The 17,067-nt window shown below is 37.3% G+C and carries 16 protein-coding genes; 6 read left to right on the top strand and 10 right to left on the bottom strand.

Annotated features, from left to right (window positions below):
- The first annotated feature begins 71 nt into the window (after positions 1 to 71).
- The 5 genes from ftsA (at position 72) to CRS_RS08670 (ending at position 6,480) form a co-directional block, all read left to right on the top strand.
- Complete coding sequence (ftsA, locus tag CRS_RS08690) at positions 72 to 1,457, top strand: cell division protein FtsA (protein ID WP_142723652.1); 1,386 nt, start codon at positions 72 to 74, stop codon at positions 1,455 to 1,457.
- A 91-nt stretch (positions 1,458 to 1,548) separates the two neighbouring features.
- Entirely contained in the window at positions 1,549 to 3,462 is a 1,914-nt protein-coding gene (gene ftsZ / locus CRS_RS08685) for a cell division protein FtsZ (protein ID WP_142723651.1), read from the top strand.
- Between the two features lie 91 nt (positions 3,463 to 3,553).
- On the top strand, positions 3,554 to 4,000 hold the full coding sequence (locus CRS_RS08680; protein WP_142723650.1) for a GatB/YqeY domain-containing protein: 447 nt from the start codon (positions 3,554 to 3,556) through the stop codon (positions 3,998 to 4,000).
- A gap of 449 nt (positions 4,001 to 4,449) precedes the next feature.
- A complete protein-coding gene (locus CRS_RS08675; protein ID WP_002981903.1) occupies positions 4,450 to 4,860 on the top strand; it encodes a BrxA/BrxB family bacilliredoxin in 411 nt (136 codons plus the stop codon).
- A gap of 105 nt (positions 4,861 to 4,965) precedes the next feature.
- The gene (locus CRS_RS08670; protein ID WP_142723649.1) at positions 4,966 to 6,480 is read left to right on the top strand and encodes a GH3 auxin-responsive promoter family protein; all 1,515 of its coding nucleotides are present in this window, start codon (positions 4,966 to 4,968) and stop codon (positions 6,478 to 6,480) included.
- Positions 6,481 to 6,550: 70 nt separating this feature from the next.
- Here the strand turns inward: CRS_RS08670 and CRS_RS08665 are convergent, their stop codons facing one another.
- The 10 genes from CRS_RS08665 to CRS_RS08620 form a co-directional block, all read right to left on the bottom strand.
- Positions 6,551 to 6,961, bottom strand: coding sequence for a hypothetical protein (locus tag CRS_RS08665; RefSeq protein WP_142723648.1), 411 nt, complete (start codon positions 6,959 to 6,961; stop codon positions 6,551 to 6,553).
- Between the two features lie 30 nt (positions 6,962 to 6,991).
- Entirely contained in the window at positions 6,992 to 7,354 is a 363-nt protein-coding gene (locus CRS_RS08660; protein ID WP_142723647.1) for a hypothetical protein, read from the bottom strand.
- 4 nt (positions 7,355 to 7,358) lie between these two features.
- The gene (locus CRS_RS08655; protein WP_142723646.1) at positions 7,359 to 8,330 is read right to left on the bottom strand and encodes an endonuclease/exonuclease/phosphatase family protein; all 972 of its coding nucleotides are present in this window, start codon (positions 8,328 to 8,330) and stop codon (positions 7,359 to 7,361) included.
- 73 nt (positions 8,331 to 8,403) lie between these two features.
- Positions 8,404 to 9,396 carry an endonuclease/exonuclease/phosphatase family protein gene (locus tag CRS_RS08650; protein WP_228451214.1) on the bottom strand — a complete coding sequence of 331 codons (993 nt, stop codon included), beginning with the start codon at positions 9,394 to 9,396 and terminating at the stop codon, positions 8,404 to 8,406.
- A 9-nt stretch (positions 9,397 to 9,405) separates the two neighbouring features.
- Positions 9,406 to 10,134: a rhomboid family intramembrane serine protease gene (locus CRS_RS08645; protein WP_142723645.1), complete on the bottom strand. Its 729-nt coding sequence runs from the start codon at positions 10,132 to 10,134 to the stop codon at positions 9,406 to 9,408.
- A 5-nt stretch (positions 10,135 to 10,139) separates the two neighbouring features.
- Positions 10,140 to 11,936 carry a DNA mismatch repair endonuclease MutL gene (mutL, locus tag CRS_RS08640; RefSeq protein ID WP_142723644.1) on the bottom strand — a complete coding sequence of 599 codons (1,797 nt, stop codon included), beginning with the start codon at positions 11,934 to 11,936 and terminating at the stop codon, positions 10,140 to 10,142.
- A 315-nt stretch (positions 11,937 to 12,251) separates the two neighbouring features.
- Entirely contained in the window at positions 12,252 to 13,079 is an 828-nt protein-coding gene (locus tag CRS_RS08635) for a YoaK family protein (RefSeq protein WP_142723643.1), read from the bottom strand.
- Between the two features lie 28 nt (positions 13,080 to 13,107).
- Positions 13,108 to 13,602 carry a hypothetical protein gene (locus CRS_RS08630; RefSeq protein WP_142723642.1) on the bottom strand — a complete coding sequence of 165 codons (495 nt, stop codon included), beginning with the start codon at positions 13,600 to 13,602 and terminating at the stop codon, positions 13,108 to 13,110.
- Positions 13,603 to 13,802: 200 nt separating this feature from the next.
- Entirely contained in the window at positions 13,803 to 15,215 is a 1,413-nt protein-coding gene (locus CRS_RS08625; RefSeq protein ID WP_142723641.1) for a HAMP domain-containing sensor histidine kinase, read from the bottom strand.
- Positions 15,216 to 15,218: 3 nt separating this feature from the next.
- Positions 15,219 to 15,926, bottom strand: coding sequence for a response regulator transcription factor (locus CRS_RS08620; protein ID WP_142723640.1), 708 nt, complete (start codon positions 15,924 to 15,926; stop codon positions 15,219 to 15,221).
- A 193-nt stretch (positions 15,927 to 16,119) separates the two neighbouring features.
- On the opposite strand from CRS_RS08620, the gene CRS_RS08615 reads away from it, so the two are divergent.
- On the top strand, positions 16,120 to 16,689 hold the full coding sequence (locus CRS_RS08615; RefSeq protein WP_142723639.1) for a helix-turn-helix domain-containing protein: 570 nt from the start codon (positions 16,120 to 16,122) through the stop codon (positions 16,687 to 16,689).
- Positions 16,690 to 17,067: the final 378 nt, after the last annotated feature.

The raw sequence follows: 17,067 nt of genomic DNA, 5'->3' as shown, positions 1-17,067 counted from the left end.
TTAATGCACAAATAAGAGATCATCCTTATAGTGAAAAAGGAAAAAAGTAGAAAAAATCAAATCGATATAAAATGGAAAATCAAGAGTATTCAGTAGGTCTGGACATCGGGACAACAAAGATAGTCGCGATTGTCGGAAGAAGGAATGCACACGGGAAAATAGAAGTTCTCGGTGTAGGAAAAGCTAAAAGTCTTGGTGTTCATAAAGGGATTGTGAATAATATTTCACAGACCATTAATTCAATCAAGGCTGCAGTATCCGAAGCACAATCCAGCGCCGGAGTTCCTATCCGCAAAGTTACGGTAGGTATTGCAGGAAAACACATCCGTTCTCTGCAGCACTCCGATTATATTATGCGTGAACATCCTGACAAATTTATTACAGACGATGACATTGAAGCATTAAAAGATCAGGTAAAAAAACTGGTCATGCTTCCTGGAGAAGAAATTATCCACGTACTTCCTCAAGAATATAAAGTGGATTCCGAGGGGGAAATTCAGGAACCTGTCGGAATGCATGGAAAACGATTAGAAGCAAACTTCCATGTTGTAGTAGGCCAAATGGGCAGTATCAGAAACATTGCAAGATGTGTCCGTGAGGCCGGCCTGGAAATGGAAGCCCTTACTTTAGAGCCATTGGCGTCTTCAGAAGCTGTCCTTACCAAAGAAGAGAAAGAAGCTGGGGTAGCCATCGTTGACATTGGTGGTGGTACAACCGACATTGCCATCTTTAAAGATAATATCATCCGTCATACCTGCGTGATTCCATACGGAGGCGGAATTATTACCGAAGATATCAAAGAAGGCTGTTCTATCATAGAGAAACATGCAGAACAACTGAAAGTAAAGTTTGGTTCGGCTGTTCCCGAATTGGAAAAAGACAGTACTTTTGTAACCATTCCCGGGCTTCACGGAAGACCAGACAAAGAAATTTCTTTAAAAACGCTGGCACAGATCATCAATGCAAGAGTAGAAGAAGTTCTGGAAATGGTAAATACAGAGCTGAAGGCTTACGGAGCTTTTGAACAAAAGAAAAAACTGATTGCCGGAATCGTTCTTACCGGTGGGGGTTCAAACTTAAAGCATCTTCGCCAGCTGGCCAATTATACCACAGGTTTTGACAGCAGAATCGGTTTTGCGAATGAATATATTGCCAACGATAAAAATCAGTATCTGAAAGGCCCTGAATTTGCTACATCTATCGGATTACTGATGGAAAGTTTAAAGATCAGGGACAAAAAGCAGAATATTGATGAAATAGCAGAAGTTGTCACTGAACAGCCAAAACCGGAAGTTACTGCAGCACAGACAGAAACTGTTCAAACTGTTCAGCAGGCTGCGCCCGTTCAAGAGCAACAGTCTTTTGAAAAGGAGAAACTGGAAAACAGAAAAGCGAAATTGACCTTCGGCCAGTCGCTGATGGAAAAAGTAAAAAAATTCTTTGAAGAAGTAGAGTAAATTATAAATGATGAATGATAAGCGATAAACGATCTTTTCCTTATCAATTATCATCAATCAATGATCAATTATAATTATAAAAAGTATAGTTATGGAAAATTTAGGTACACAAGGATTTTCATTTGATTTACCAAAAGGAAATTCATCCATTATAAAAGTAATCGGTGTAGGAGGCGGTGGAAACAATGCCCTGAAACACATGTACGAAAAAGGGATTCACGGGGTTGATTTCGTGATCTGTAATACAGATGCCCAGACTTTAGATAACAACCCGGTAGCCAATAAAGTTCAGTTGGGAACTTCTATCACAGAAGGGCTTGGAGCTGGTGCCGATCCTGAAGTGGGAGAAAAATCTGCCATCGAAAGTATTGAAGATATCAAAGCGGCTATGGGACAAAACACCAAAATGGTGTTCATCACTGCCGGAATGGGTGGTGGTACCGGTACCGGAGCTGCACCTGTCATTGCTAAAGTCGCAAAAGACATGGGAATCCTGACGGTAGGTATTGTTACCGTTCCTTTCAGCTTTGAAGGGAAAAGAAGGCTGGAACAGGCAGAAAACGGTCTTGATAAATTAAGAAATAATGTTGACTCACTTATTGTCATCAATAATGATAAACTAAGACAGCAGTTCGGGAACCTTGGATTCAAACAGGGATTCTCAAAAGCCGATGAAGTTTTAACCAATGCTGCCAAAGGAATGGCAGAGGTTATTACCGGTTACTTTGATGTAAACATTGACTTTAGAGATGCTAAATCTGTACTTCAGAACTCCGGTACTGCGCTGATGTCAACAGGTATTGCTTCGGGTGAAAATAAGGCGGAAGAAGCGGTAAGAAAGGCTTTAGATTCTCCATTATTGAACGATAACAAGATTACAGGAGCGAAAAACGTACTGTTATTGATCAGAAGTGGTGCAGAAGAAGTAACCATGGACGAAATCGGGGTGATCATGGACCACATCCAGAAAGAAGCTGGAAATACAGCGGATATCATTTTCGGGGTGGGTGCTGATGAAGAATTAGGAGATGCAGTAAGCGTTCTTGTTATTGCAACAGGATTCTCCAACGATAATAAGAAGTTTGCAGGACCTACAGAGAAAATCAGAATCAGTCTTAACGACAGTTTTGAAGCTCCCAAAAATTCTCCTTTCAAAACAAGAGAAGAAAGAGAATCTGCTCCTGAAACCACGCATGATTTTGGTGGGAAAAATCTTTTCAGGCTGGATGATGAAGACCACGACATCTCATTCAATGTGAAGTCTACTGAAAAAAAAATGATTATTGAAGAAGAACAGCCCAGAACTGAAATAAAATTCTTTGATAAAGAGGAAGATACGGTGAATACTCCTGAACAGAACTGGAGAAATGAAGAAGGTGCAGAAGAAGAATACAGCTTATTCTCTATTGATGAAGAGCATGACGATCCTAACGATCTTGAGATCCAGTCTTTCTCATTTGATTTTGAAAACAAGAAAGATGAGCCACAATCCGGAACTCCGCTTACAAGCTCTTTTTCAGAGGAAAAACCTGTTGAATTCAGCTTCTTTGTCAACGAGCCTACAAGAAACGAACCCAATACCGATTTTGGACAGCCAAAGGCAGAATTTAATACCCCAACAAACGCTGCCATAGCTGAACCCGCTCAAAAAATAGAAACATTCTATCAGAAACAGGAAGAACCAAAGGCTGAAATAAGATCAGCTTCTGAAAACAAAACAGAAATTGAAACTCCGAAAACTGAAGAATCAGAATTCACTTTCGTGAATAAAACAATTGATCAGGACAGAGTGATTGAAAGAAGAAATAAATTAAAAGAATTCAACTCACGCTATCAGAGCTTTGACAGCACAAGTGAATTTGAATCTATTCCGGCTTTCAAAAGAAAAAATATTTCGATCGACGGAAACAATGCATCAGACCAGAACATCAATACATACCTGTCTGATAACAATGGATCTATGCAGATCAGAGAAAACAGATTTTTAAATAAAGACGTAGACTAAATAATATAACAATGTAGAAATGTACCAATGTAACAATTACCAGACATTTATTGGTAAACTGTTACATTGATACATTGTTAAATTTGAAACCATGAGTTTAGAAAATACAATAAACGAAGCTATAAAAACAGCAATGAGAGCTAAAGACAAAGTAGCTTTAGATTCTCTGCGTGCTGTAAAATCCCAGATATTACTGCTTAAAACTGAAGCTGTAGGAGCAGAAGTAACTGCAGAACAGGAAATTGCCATCCTTCAGAGAATGGTAAAACAACGTAAGGATTCTTACGACCAGTTTACAGCCCAGGGCAGAAATGATCTCGCAGAAGTAGAGGAAGCTCAGATGAAAATTATTGAGCAGTTTTTGCCAAAGCAGCTTTCTGCTGAAGAACTGGAAACAGAAATTAAAAACATTATTTCTGAAACCGGAGCTGAATCTATCAAAGATTTAGGGAAGGTAATGGGAGTGGCATCAAAAGCATTAGCCGGAAAATCTGATGGAAAAAGTATTTCCGAGATGGCTAAGAAACTCCTGTCTTAAGGTGATCCGTTTTTTGAGATTTGAACTGATTTACAAATCTTAGACACGTTTCACTCCATAACTAAGGATATACAACCTTTGCATATCGATTTGATTAAAGAAGTCCGGAACTGTTCAGTTCCGGACTTCGTTTTGGATATTAAAGTTTGTTAATCAGTTTTAATTCTAAACTGAAAAAAGAATTTAGCTACTACCATATTTCAGACAGTATTTAAGTGATTGATTGCTTGAGGGAAAGCCTTAAATGTTTTTTTCATGGTCCTTGTTTTTCAGAATCATTTCAAATTTAATAATAATATTTCATTATTCCTAGTCTTAATTCACTTTTTTTTGAATATTATTGAAGTATTAATATTTGGTTAATTTTATATGCCTAAACGATTGATAGTTTTTATATATTGAACAAACGCCAGGAATTGCTTAACTTTGTGGTGATAAAAACAAAATATATGTATCCAACAGATTTAGTAATGCCTATGAAGGCAGAGCTTACAGATAAAGGTTTTCAGGATTTAACAACTCCTGCTCAGGTAGAAGAGGCTTTAAAGCAGTCCGGAACAACATTACTGGTCATCAACTCTGTATGTGGTTGCGCTGCAGGAGCGGCAAGACCAGGAGTAGTATACTCTTTGACAGGAGATAAAAAACCAGATCATTTAACAACCGTATTCGCAGGATATGATACTGAAGCGGTAGTAGAAGCAAGAAAACACCTTGCTCCATTTCCTCCAAGTTCTCCGTGTGTTGCCCTTTTCAAAGATGGTGAATTGGTTCACATGCTGGAAAGACACCACATTGAAGGGAATCCGGCTGGTGCTATTGCTGCCAACCTTCAGGCTGCTTATGACGAGTATTGCTAATATACAATAAACTAAATATCAAACCGTTACATAATCTGTAACGGTTTTTTTATTTAATCAGATAAAAAATTTTCTGAAAATTCAAATATCATTATATTTGTTGGAATGGCAACCAAAGCACTTTTCAATACCGTGGTCAACTGGTTTATCCGTCAAAGAATTGACCAGATACAGAATTTCATGGATCATCCCATTGAAACACAGAAAGGTATACTCTTTTCTCAGTTGTTTCATGCAGAGGATACAGAATATGGTAAACTTTACGGTTTCAATTCCATTTCAAGTTATCAGGATTTTAAAAATAAGGTTCCGATTGTTACCTATGAAGAAATGGAACCCTATATTGAAAAAGCAAGACAGGGATATAAGGATGTAAGCTGGCCCGGGCTCATTAAACATTTTGCAAAATCGTCGGGGACTACCAATGCTAAAAGTAAATTTATTCCCATATCTGCAGAAAGCCTTGAATATTGTCATATGAAGGCAGGAAAGGATATGGTTTCCATCTATGCGAACAACCATCCTGAAAATCAGCTTTTTAATTATAAAAATTTACGGTTAGGCGGAAGCTCTGAACTGTATGCGGATTTCAATACTAAATTTGGTGATTTATCTGCTATTTTAATTGATAATCTTCCTTTCTGGGTAGAAATTACCACCACCCCAAGTAAGAAGGTATCTCTGATGGGAGAGTGGGAAAGTAAGCTGAAAGCAATTACTTCTGAAGTAAAAAATGAAGATGTGGGAAGTATCCTAGGGGTACCAAGCTGGATGATGGTCCTTCTTCAAAGAGTACTGAAGGAAACCCACGTAGGAAGTATTTCTGAATTGTGGCCCAATCTGGAGGTGTTTTTTCACGGCGGAATCAGTTTTAAGCCCTACAGGGAGCAATACAGGCAGATCATCGGAAAAAACATCAATTACTACGAAATTTATAATGCTTCTGAAGGATTCTTCGGCATCCAGGACCGATCAGACAGTGATGAGATGCTTCTGATGCTGGATTATGGTATATTTTACGAATTTATACCGATGGATCAGTTTCATTTTTCAAATCCGAAGGTTGTCAATCTCGAAGATGTGGAAGTGGGAAAAAATTATGCTATGGTCATTACAACCAACGGAGGACTTTGGAGATACCTGATTGGTGATACGGTAGTCTTTACTTCAACCAATCCCTTCAGAATCAAAATAACAGGAAGAACCAAACATTACATCAATGCCTTTGGGGAAGAACTAATGATTACCAATGTAGAATCTGCCCTTTCAAAAGCCTGTGAAGTAACAGGGGCCCAAATTACCGACTTTACAGGAGCTCCAGTCTTTATGAAAGGAAATGAAGGCGGCGCTCATGAATGGATCTTTGAATTCAGCCAGCATCCGGATAACCTGGACCACTTTATAGATGCCTTTGACAAGCATTTAAAAGCCATCAATTCAGATTATGAAGCGAAAAGGTACAATAATATGACCTTAAAAAGGCCTATTGTTCATATCGCTAAGGAAAACCTTTTCTACCAATGGCTGGAAGCTAAAGGAAAGCTTGGAGGGCAAAATAAAGTACCGAGATTAAGTAATGACAGGGAATATATTGATCCATTACTGGAAATGAATAAGTAAGAGAGACCGATGGTGTCATTTCTTTTCTGTATACTAAAAAGCCGTAATTCAGTTGAATTACGGCTTTCGTTTATTTACTTAGATCTTCTTTAACTTTCTTTGCAGCTTCCTCTACTTTTGAAGCTCCTTTTTTTGCAGCTTCTTTTGCATCCTGTCCTACTTTATCTGCTTCAGATTTGATATCCTTACCCGCTTTGTTAAGATCCTGTTTCGTCTTATCTGCGGTGGCATCAATTTTATCTTTCGCTTTCTGAGCAGCTTCGTCAATCTTATTTCCTGCGGCATCTACTTTAGCCTTCACATCTTCTTTAGCATTGTTGATCTTTGCAGTATCCACAACGTTAGGGGTTTCAGTAGTTGTAGTGGTGGTTGTAGTAACTGATCCGTCAGGATTTTCTACCTGTTCTGTTTTTGTTGTTGATTTTGTGCATGCCACCGTGAATACAGAGATGGCCACTACAGCCAGAATTTGCTTTTTCATATTGTTTATTGTTTAATGTTTTTTTTGGATTTATTCTGTTTTGGCTTCCTGAGCAGCCGGTTTTTCTGATGCTTTCTGCTTTTTTTCCGCTTCTGCTTTTTTCTTCTCCTCTTCTTGTTTTGCTTTATTCTCTTTTTCAAGCTCCACCTTCATTTTATTTTCTTCGTCCTGAAGCTTTTTAGCCTGTTTTACAGAATCAATATACTGGGGAGAAGACATTCTTATTTTACGTGCAATATCTACCGAAACAGCTCCTGTAGAAAAGGAATCAACAGCAGCAGTATCATAAGTTATTTTAACCTCCTGCTCATCTCCGAAGCCCGGAGATTCCTTTTTGGAACAAGCAGTAAAAAAAATTGTAAAAACAAAAATAGCAGCCAGTAAATTTTTCATGGAACTAATTTAACAGAAATTCTGCAATTACAGGATAGTGATCCGATAATTTCACAGATTGATCCACTTTATAGCTTAAAGGAATGATTGATTTTGAGCTGAAAATATAATCGATTCTCAAAGGAACCTTATAATCATGAAAGCTGCTCGCACTTCCTTTTCCTGCTACTAAAAATGCATCCTGAAGATCTTTTCCCAGATTATAATACTCATATGAATTGGGAACAGAATTAAAATCACCGGCAAGAATGACGGGATATGGTGATAAATCCACCATCTTTCTGATTCTTTTCACCTGATCTTCATGAGCCTGAAATGTAGGGGTCATATGAGAAAGTAATGTTGAAACATTTCCAAAACCCAATCCGTCAAGCTTCGTAAACATCGATTTATTAAGTCTGAAAGGTTCAAGATAAACATTAATAATTCTGATTACCTTTCCATTAATATCTATGTCGGCATAGAATGAATTTCCTCGCGCTTTCTCATCAATCAGTTCTGCCTGCCTTACAATTTTATGTTTGGTTTTAAGAATTACTGATGGGTACTTTATAAGATCGCGTTTTATAACACGGTTGGTATCTTTTTCCTGTACGAGAATGATATCCGCATCCTGTGCTTTGATATAATCCTTTACCTTATCCCATCCATATTCTCCATATTTCACATTAAAAGTCAGTACTTTGATATCCCGTATTGTTTTTAAGTTTTCTATTTTAGGGGAAAAGTTAATCCACCGTCTGATGGGGTTATAGAAAATAAGGGTACCTAACGCAAAAGCGATTGCAATTTTTTCTTTTTTGAAGATCCAGATCAGCGTAAGAATGACGTGTGACAGGATAAGATAAGGAAAACCAAGAGAGAGAAGATTCAGGTTGCCCAAAATATTGGGTGGAATCCACGCATTCCCCAATGTGCATAACAGCAAAACGGCAACAACGATATGTATGAATAGTAATATCTGATTCGACTTCATGAAAAACGGTCTTGGTACGGTTTTCTTTCATCAAAAACCCTACCAAGCAAGTAAACTTTAACTCTTTTTATGATTATTTACGTGTTGAGGAGAACTTAGCTACAACCGGGTAATGATCTGAAACACTTATAGAACGGTCAACTTCATAAGATATTGTCCGCAATGATTTTGAAGAAAAAACATAATCAATTCTTATCGGAAATTTATAGTCATGAAAACTGGTGCCACTTCCTTTTCCGGCTTTTAAAAATGCATCTTCAAGCCCATCGGATAGATGATAGTATTCATAAGAATTTGGTACAGAGTTGAAGTCCCCGGCAAGAATAACCGGATAGGGCGAGTTTTCAATTACCGGGCTGATTAAATCTACCTGATCCTGGTGTTTTTTAAAGGTTGGAATCAGTCTTTTTATGACATCTTTTATCTTTTGTTCATCGGCATCGGTATTACCATTGAGCTTCACCATTTCTTTCTCGAAATGAAAAGGATTAAGATATACATCGATGAACCTGTATACCCTGCCGTAAATTTCTATATCAGCCATCAATCCAGGAATTCTCAAGCTTTCATCCAATGGATCTATGATCTGCTGCTTAATGATTTTATGCCTGGTCAAAATCGTCAGTCCTCCTCCCGGATTTGCCTTCTGGTAGCCTTCAAATTCATATTCTTTCCCTGCATCCTCCTGTAAAAGAATCACATCTGCATTCTGAGATTTTAAATAATCTGTAACTTCTTTTTTCTTTACAATTCCGCTTCTTGTATTGAAAGAAACAACCTTGAAATCTGAACTGTTCTTTGAATCAGAAGAGTAGTTAACCCATCTTTTAACGGGATTTATAAATGCTAAACCCGCCAGCATAAATAAAAAAGCTCTTTTTTTCCAGCTGAAGACCCAGAATACCGTCAGAATGATGTAGATAACGATGAGAATCGGGAATCCCAGTGACAGTAAATTAAACCACGGAAAAATCTTAGGCGGAACATAGGCATTCAGTAAAGTACCCAGCAGCATAAACAGAATTCCCAGATGTAAGATGAACAGTATGAGTCGGAAAACCTTCACAAACTTATTTTAGTTAAATCGGTACAGGTGTTTTTTCCAGTTTCGTGCCAACAGCCACCCTACCAAAGCCCCACCTACGTGAGCAAGGTGGGCAATACCTCCTCCATTACCGGAAACTCCAAGATATACGGAGATCACTACAATGATCGGCAACAGATATTTTACTTTAATCGGGACCGGAATAAACATAATCCCAATTTTAGAATCCGGATATAGTGTTGCAAATGCAGCAACCACGCCGAAAATAGCTCCCGATGCACCTACCATTGGTGTTGCTACAATAGCTTTTAAACTTTCCAATAATTCTTTTTGTTTAAGGATCGATTCAGTGCCCCCTGCAAATTGGACACTTGCTCCTGACAGATAAGCGTTTACATTAAATCCCAGCTGCTGTAATTCATTAGAAATCTGTTGGGCTTCCACAAAATTCCACGCATTAAAAAGAAAAAATGCCCCTAAGCCACTCGCAAAATATAAAAGCAAATATTTTCTGTCTCCTAATGTCTGTTCCAGAATAGGCCCAAAACTAAAAAGCGTCATCATATTAAATAAGATGTGCATGATACTTCCATGCATGAACATATGGGTAATAATCTGCCATGAATGGAAAAATGGTGAGAAAGGATAAAAGCCTGCAAGATAGCCAATCATTTGATTTCCCATAAAGTAAGTAGCAATAAATACTACCACATTTATGATAATGATGTTCCTTGTAATAGGCGGTATATTATTAAACATAATTTTTAAAATTTGTTTTTAAAGTCATTAAACGGAACTTCATAAAAGCATCTTTTACCATCCGGTAAAAATTCCGGAAATCCTAATGCTGTAAAGTCTTTAATAAGCTGTTCCGCATCTTTTTTATAAATAAAGTCAAATCTTGACTTCGACTGCATTTTATTCCATTGATTATGGTAATACAGCATAAATTCTTCTTCCGTCTTGTATTCCAGGATCTCAAAAAGGTTTTCCAGGAACTTCATCGCCTGGGTTTCTTTCAGCCCTTCAGGAAGTGAATCTATCCGAAGTACACTTTCATGAGCAATTTTCATGTCAAACCCTAATTCCGGAAGATATTTTTTTATCGCATTGTATTTTGTCTTCTCAATCTCATTCATATGATACTCCAGAGAGAAAAGAAGAGCATGACTGTTTGTGCTTGATTTTCTGACAGATTTGTTACTCTCAGATACCAATAGCCGGTGCATTCTTCCCAGATCAAGCATAAGCGTTACATCACCTTTATTGAAAAGCCAGTAGCCATTCGGGAGCCTCATCAGGTCTTCGTCAAAATCCTCATCTTCAAACAGATTGATCTTTGAAGGTTCAGCTGTGATATTCTGGTGGTACATTTCTGTAAGATTCTGAATTTCCTCCGGGTGTACTACATTCCTTTCTTCAAGGAAAGGATTATAATCTTTATCTACAATGATCTCAGGCATTTTGATAACTCCTCCACCGGTACCACCGCCATTGCTTTTACTTGGAATCGGTTTATTCATCATTTCATCCAGCTCCGGATCTCTGTCAAAATCGAGGCTTGGAGACACATTATAGATTCCCAGAGATCTTTTAATCGTTGAACGGAGCAAAGCAAAAATAAGGTGTTCATCTTCAAATTTCACCTCAGTTTTCTGCGGATGGATGTTTACATCAATTTTCTCCGGATCAAGCTCCAGAAAAAGGAAAAACGAAGGCACATATCCCGGCTGAAGAAGCCCTTCAAAAGCCTCCTGTACTGCTTTATTAAAGTAGGGACTTCTGAAATACCTGCCATTTACAAAGAGAAACTGCTCCCCTCTTGCTTTTTTAGCTCCTTCGGGCTTGGCAACAAACCCATGAAGCCTACACCAGATGATATCTTCTTTGATAGGAATCAGAAGCGGCTGAAGTTTTCTGCCAAAAACATCTACAATACGTTGCATTTGGCTTCCTTTTCTCAATCTGAAAACAGCCTCATCGTCATGGAACAGCGAAAATTCCAGATTTTCATGAGCTAATGCCACACGCTGAAATTCATCAATTACGTGTCTGAATTCGATATTATTATTTTTCAAAAACTTCCTTCTTGCAGGAACGTTATAGAAAAGATTTTTTACTAAAAAATTGGAACCGTCCGCAGTCTGAACCGGATCCTGAAACTGGAAAACTCCACCTTCGATATAAATGTTGGTGCCAATGGAAGTATCTTTCTGTTTCGTTCTCAGCTCTACCTGAGAAACAGCAGCAATAGAAGCCAAAGCTTCACCACGGAATCCTTTTGTAGCAATTTTAAAGATATCTTCTGTTCCTTTGATTTTGGAGGTAGCATGTCTTTCAAACGCCATGCGGGCATCGGTCTCAGACATTCCTTTTCCGTCATCTACCACCTGAATAAGGTTTTTCCCGGCATCCCTGATGATCAGTTCAATTTTCGTTGCATCTGCATCTATAGCATTTTCCAAAAGTTCCTTCACGATGGATGCAGGTCTCTGCACCACCTCTCCTGCTGCAATCTGGTTGGCTACATGATCCGGTAAAAGCTGAATAATATCTGACATAAAAACGTAAATCAACTTACAAAAATAGTCAATGGAATCGGGAATTAAAATACTAAAACCGTGATTTAATATTTAATTATCAACATTTTTACCTATTTATCCCCATCTGTTTTTTTTAATGTTTGTAATGAAGGGCGTTAGCAAGTTGATTGATCCCATTGGGAAATTTCCATTTCTGCAGCCATGAAAAACAGAATAAAAAACAATGAATTTATAGTTATTAAAGTCAATTTTTAAGAAAAATGCCCCTATTCTATGATAAAATAAGGGCACTTACAGCTAGTTTATACAAAAAATTAATAGTGTGTTTATATTTTAATCCTCAAAGACAAGCTTTCTCTTTTTCTCTTTTTTAGGAGCGCCATGAATTTTTTCATACAGATAAGCAAAGATATTGGGCTTTCTGTAAATTCTGTTGTACCTGTATTTTGTATTGAAGTGCCTTACATGAATTTTATAGGCATCATACCCGATGACAATCAACAGACATATACTGATCACATAGAATACTCTGAATTCCAGATAGTAATAAGTTAATCCAGAGAAAACAGCTCCCATCACATAAGCAAGCATAATACTCATCAGAAGCTTTGCTCTGCCGATCAGTTCTCCGTTTCTTCTGTACTTCTTTTGTGTAAACATAGATACGAGAATTCCCAGGTCGGTGGTTGTTCCGGTAAGGTGGGTGGTTTTCACAGAGAAATTAGAGATACTTGCTGTCAATCCGTTTTGTAATCCTGTCGCAAAAAGCATCAGGGCTACAAGGTATTCTGTTTCTTCTAATGTCTTCTGGTAGTAAAACTGCCCGTATACTCCTACGAAAAGAAGACATATAATCTCCAGCACAATCGGCATGGCATGGGCAAAGTATTTACTTTTCTTATTAAAATTAATAACAATAAAGTTGGAAACAAAGCTTCCGAAGAAGAAGAGGAAAATCCATCCTCCCACTACAGCTACCTGCGTCCAGTTTCCTTTACTGATTTCTGCTGCTAAAATAGCATAGTGTCCTGTTACGTTCGATGTAAAAGAGAGAAATATCAACAGGGAAGCAATATTTATAGTACCTGCTGTGAAAGCAGTCAGCGTCCCCAATCTGATATTGTCTCCCAATGTTCTGCTGTTACTATAATTTCTTAACATTTTCTATTTTTTTAAATTGTGTTTAATTTTAGACCTCTACAAAGATCTCTGCCAATCTGCCTCTTTCCGGGAGACTTTCTCTGGCTTCGATGGTAATTTCCTGAGAATTCAGTTCTTTGCATTTTTTGATATAAGGAATCAGATCGAATTTCCCTTTCCCTCTGCTTTTGACAGAAAGAGAATAATAAGCTTCCTCAATATTTTCTGCCTTCACATACTGGTTGAATGTTCTCTGGAAACTTCCTGTAAAAATGTCGCAGATGATTTTATTAATCAGATGGGGATATTTATTGCTGATAATTCCTAAAGCATCGCAGAACTCAGCAGGTCTGATTTTATTGAAAATAGTTGTTTTGGTACTGAATAAAAGATCTCTGATAGAATCTCCGCCATCATATCCGGAAGTCAGAAAGATGTTATATTGGTTCTGATCTTCTGCTGCGTCTTTCTCTTTAAGAACCTTTTTCAATATATTCAATGACTCAAGAGAATAATCTGTTGCAATTAAAATTGTTTTAGCCATGTTCTTATTATTTTGTATTGTGTTTATCTTTTTTGATGATACAAAACTAGAACGACCATATTAGAAGATCTTTGGAATAGAATTAAAATGTGATTAAAGAGATTAAAATGAGATTAGAAAATTGTTAAGGGGAGTTAATATGGCGAAAAAGCAAAACAGCAAATTTGCCATTTTGCGATTTTTCCTATTGTTCTTGCGGATTATCCTTTTGTTTCTTCCCCTTTCTGCATACTATAGAAATTCGGGAATTTCATCTGTACTGTTGTTCCCTGGTTTTCATGCGAGCTTACGATCAGTTCACCATGATGCATTCTTACGATGTTTCTTGCCAGTGGAAGTCCAATTCCGTAGCCTTCATAGTTATTCGTATTAGAAGCCCTGAAAAACGGATCGTAGATTTTATTCATTTCCACTTCCGGAATTCCGATACCGTTATCTTTTACGATGATATAAACATCTGTATTGGTAGCTCCCAGGGAAACTTTAACTTGCTGAAAATTAGAATATTTACAGCCATTACTGATGATATTGGCCACTGCAAGATGCAACAGCTGCTCATTCCCCTGTACTTTAAGCTTCTTTGGATTATCCGGAAGCATGCTGATATCCAGATAGATATTATTCCGGGAATCAATTCTTCTGAGTGTTTCAATAACGTCCCAAAGCAGCTGGTCTATTCTTACTTTATCCATTTTCTGGATCTTTCCGTCGAATCCGGTTTGGGCAATCATCAACAAAGCCTTGATCTTTTTATCCAGCTTTTCAGCTTCATCCAGAATGATTCCCAGGGTTTCTTTGTATTCATCAGCCGTTCTGCTTATAGAAAGGGCAACATCGGCTTCTCCCATGATAGAGGTAAGCGGGGTTCTCAATTCGTGGGAAACATTTCCGATAAGATGATTCTGGGTTTCAAATGAAGTTTCAATACGGTTGAGCATATCATTGAAGGTATCTACCAGCTCATTCAGTTCTTTATTATCAGGCTGGGACTCAAGTCTTAAGTGAAGATTTTCAGAACTGATTTCCTTTACTTTACCGGTTATTTTCAAGATCGGTCTGAATAAGGTTTTGGACAGGTAAAAAGAAAAGATCATACTGAAGAACAGAGAAAGTACAATACAGGTAATTAATGTTCTCTTTAAAAAGCCCAGATAATAAACAACATAGTGATTTTTAGCTGAAGCGATTGCTATATAATCTTTATCATCATGTCTGAAGCTCTGTCCTATATAATAGAATTCCTTGTCATTATAATTGGATTCCCCTTCCTTAATAATGTTTTTAAAGAAATAATCAGGGATATGCACTTCCTGAGATATTTTTTTGAAATTGGAATCTGCAGGAACGGCAAAAACATAGTCCTTTTCCATTGGAAGTTCCTCATCATTTAAACTGTTGAGAACATAATTTTCCGGCAGATCGAGATGGTCTTTACTTTTTTCGATCTGAACAATAGTCGCAGTCCTGATCTTCAGCAGCTCATAGAATCTTTGATGTGAAAAATTAACGATAGAAAAGTACACCAAACCACTGAACAGCAAAATGATGGCAGTAAAAACCAACATTAAAAGCACCATCGTTTTGGTCTGATTTGTAATGACTTTATTAAACATCCATTATGTCTTTTTCAGAACATAACCCATTCCTATAACGGTATGAATCAGTTTATTATCGTCCTGACTGTCCAGTTTTTTTCTTAAATAATTTACATATACATCCACCACATTGGTTCCCAGCTCATAATTCACGCCCCAAACAGCATCGAGAATTTCCGCTCTGGAAATTACTTTTTCCGGATTATTCAGGAAATACAGCAGCAGTTTATATTCTGTAGAAGTAAGCGAAATGTCTTCTCCTGCACGGGTTACTTTCTTGGTATAATCATTCACCATGAGATCCGAAAACTGAAATACATGTTCATTATCCGGCTCCGGTTCGGCAATTTCCTGTGGGCCATTGTTCTTGCTTCTCCTCAGCAAAGATTTCACGCGGGCAACCAGCTCAATGAATTTAAAAGGTTTTACCAGATAGTCATCTCCTCCACTTTCCAGTCCGAGAACAATATTCTCAGAAGTTCCCAACGCTGTCAGAAATAAAATAGGAACGCTCTGATTGGTTTTTCTTATTTCTTTACATACATCCAGACCATTCATTTCCGGAAGCATAATGTCCAAAATGACCAGATCAAAATCGTTAGCCTGCACCAGCTGTACTCCTGTACGCCCGTCAAAAGCTACAGAAATCTCATATCCATTTTCCTGAAGTCCCTTTTTAATAAAAGACACTACGCTGGTTTCGTCTTCGATAAGAATAATTTTTTTCATAGATGAAATAAGGAGTTTTACAAAAATAGGGAAATTTTCCTGGGGAGAAAAAGTGAAGAATCTCAGAGAGTCAAGTAGCAAATAATAATTTTCAATGAATTGATTCCCTCCTGTGCCTAAACTCTATAGAATAATATTACCTTTGCTTTTAATAGAATGATGAAAAAATAATTCAGGTTAAATTGCACAGCGTATGAACGATTTTTTAATAGGTATCGGTAAGAGATTAAAGGATATTAGAAAAAAGAATAATTTAACCATTAATGAACTGGCTTTCAAAGCCAATGTAAGCAATGGTCTTGTGTCAAGGATTGAAAATGGAAGAACGATTCCCTCCCTTCCTGTTTTATTGGACCTGATCCAATCGCTCGAGATTGATGCCAGTTATTTTTTCGAAGGGGTTGAGAAAAAATCCAACGCCAAATTCATCTATGTTCCAAAAGAAAACCAACAGGTTATAGAAAAAGAAGTAGAAGCTGAGGGATTCAAATATATGCACATCTTCAGCAAAAGTCTTCACTCTCTGGGCTTCGAAGCCGTTTTACTAACACTTGAACCCAATTCTAAAAGAGAAAAGGTCATTACGGATGCCTGGGAATTCAAATATATTCTGAAAGGAGAAGTAAAATATATAATTGATAATGAAGAAATTATCTTAAAAGAAGGGGATTCCCTGTATTTCAATGGTAAGTTTCCACACGTTCCGGTAAGCATCAGCAATGAAAGCTGTGTGATGCTTGTTCTTTATTTTTATACGGCTTAACTTTTTTTTTAACGCAAAGCTTTTTACTATTTTACTTTTATCATTCTGACGAAGGAAGAATCTCTTATTTTCATTCAATAATTTGAGATTCTTCATTACATTTCATTTCATTCAGAATGACAATTGTAGTGTAGATGCACTATAAATACACCCATAATAATCAAGCTTCATCAGCGACAATGTCGCAAACTTTACACACTTATAATTTAGCGTTATAAATATTAGACTTTACGTTTAAATCATGTTCCAATTTACATCATTCTTCAATTTTTGAATTCCAGCACACACAAAATTTTACAAATATGCAACTTTTGATTTTTTACTTTTTCTCAAAATGAACGAAATATTAACTAAAACAAGCCTGTCTTCAGTAGGTTT

Source organism: Chryseobacterium sp. ON_d1 (assembly GCF_006829085.1).
GTDB lineage: Bacteria > Bacteroidota > Bacteroidia > Flavobacteriales > Weeksellaceae > Chryseobacterium.
This window is presented reverse-complemented; position numbering and strand designations above follow the sequence as displayed.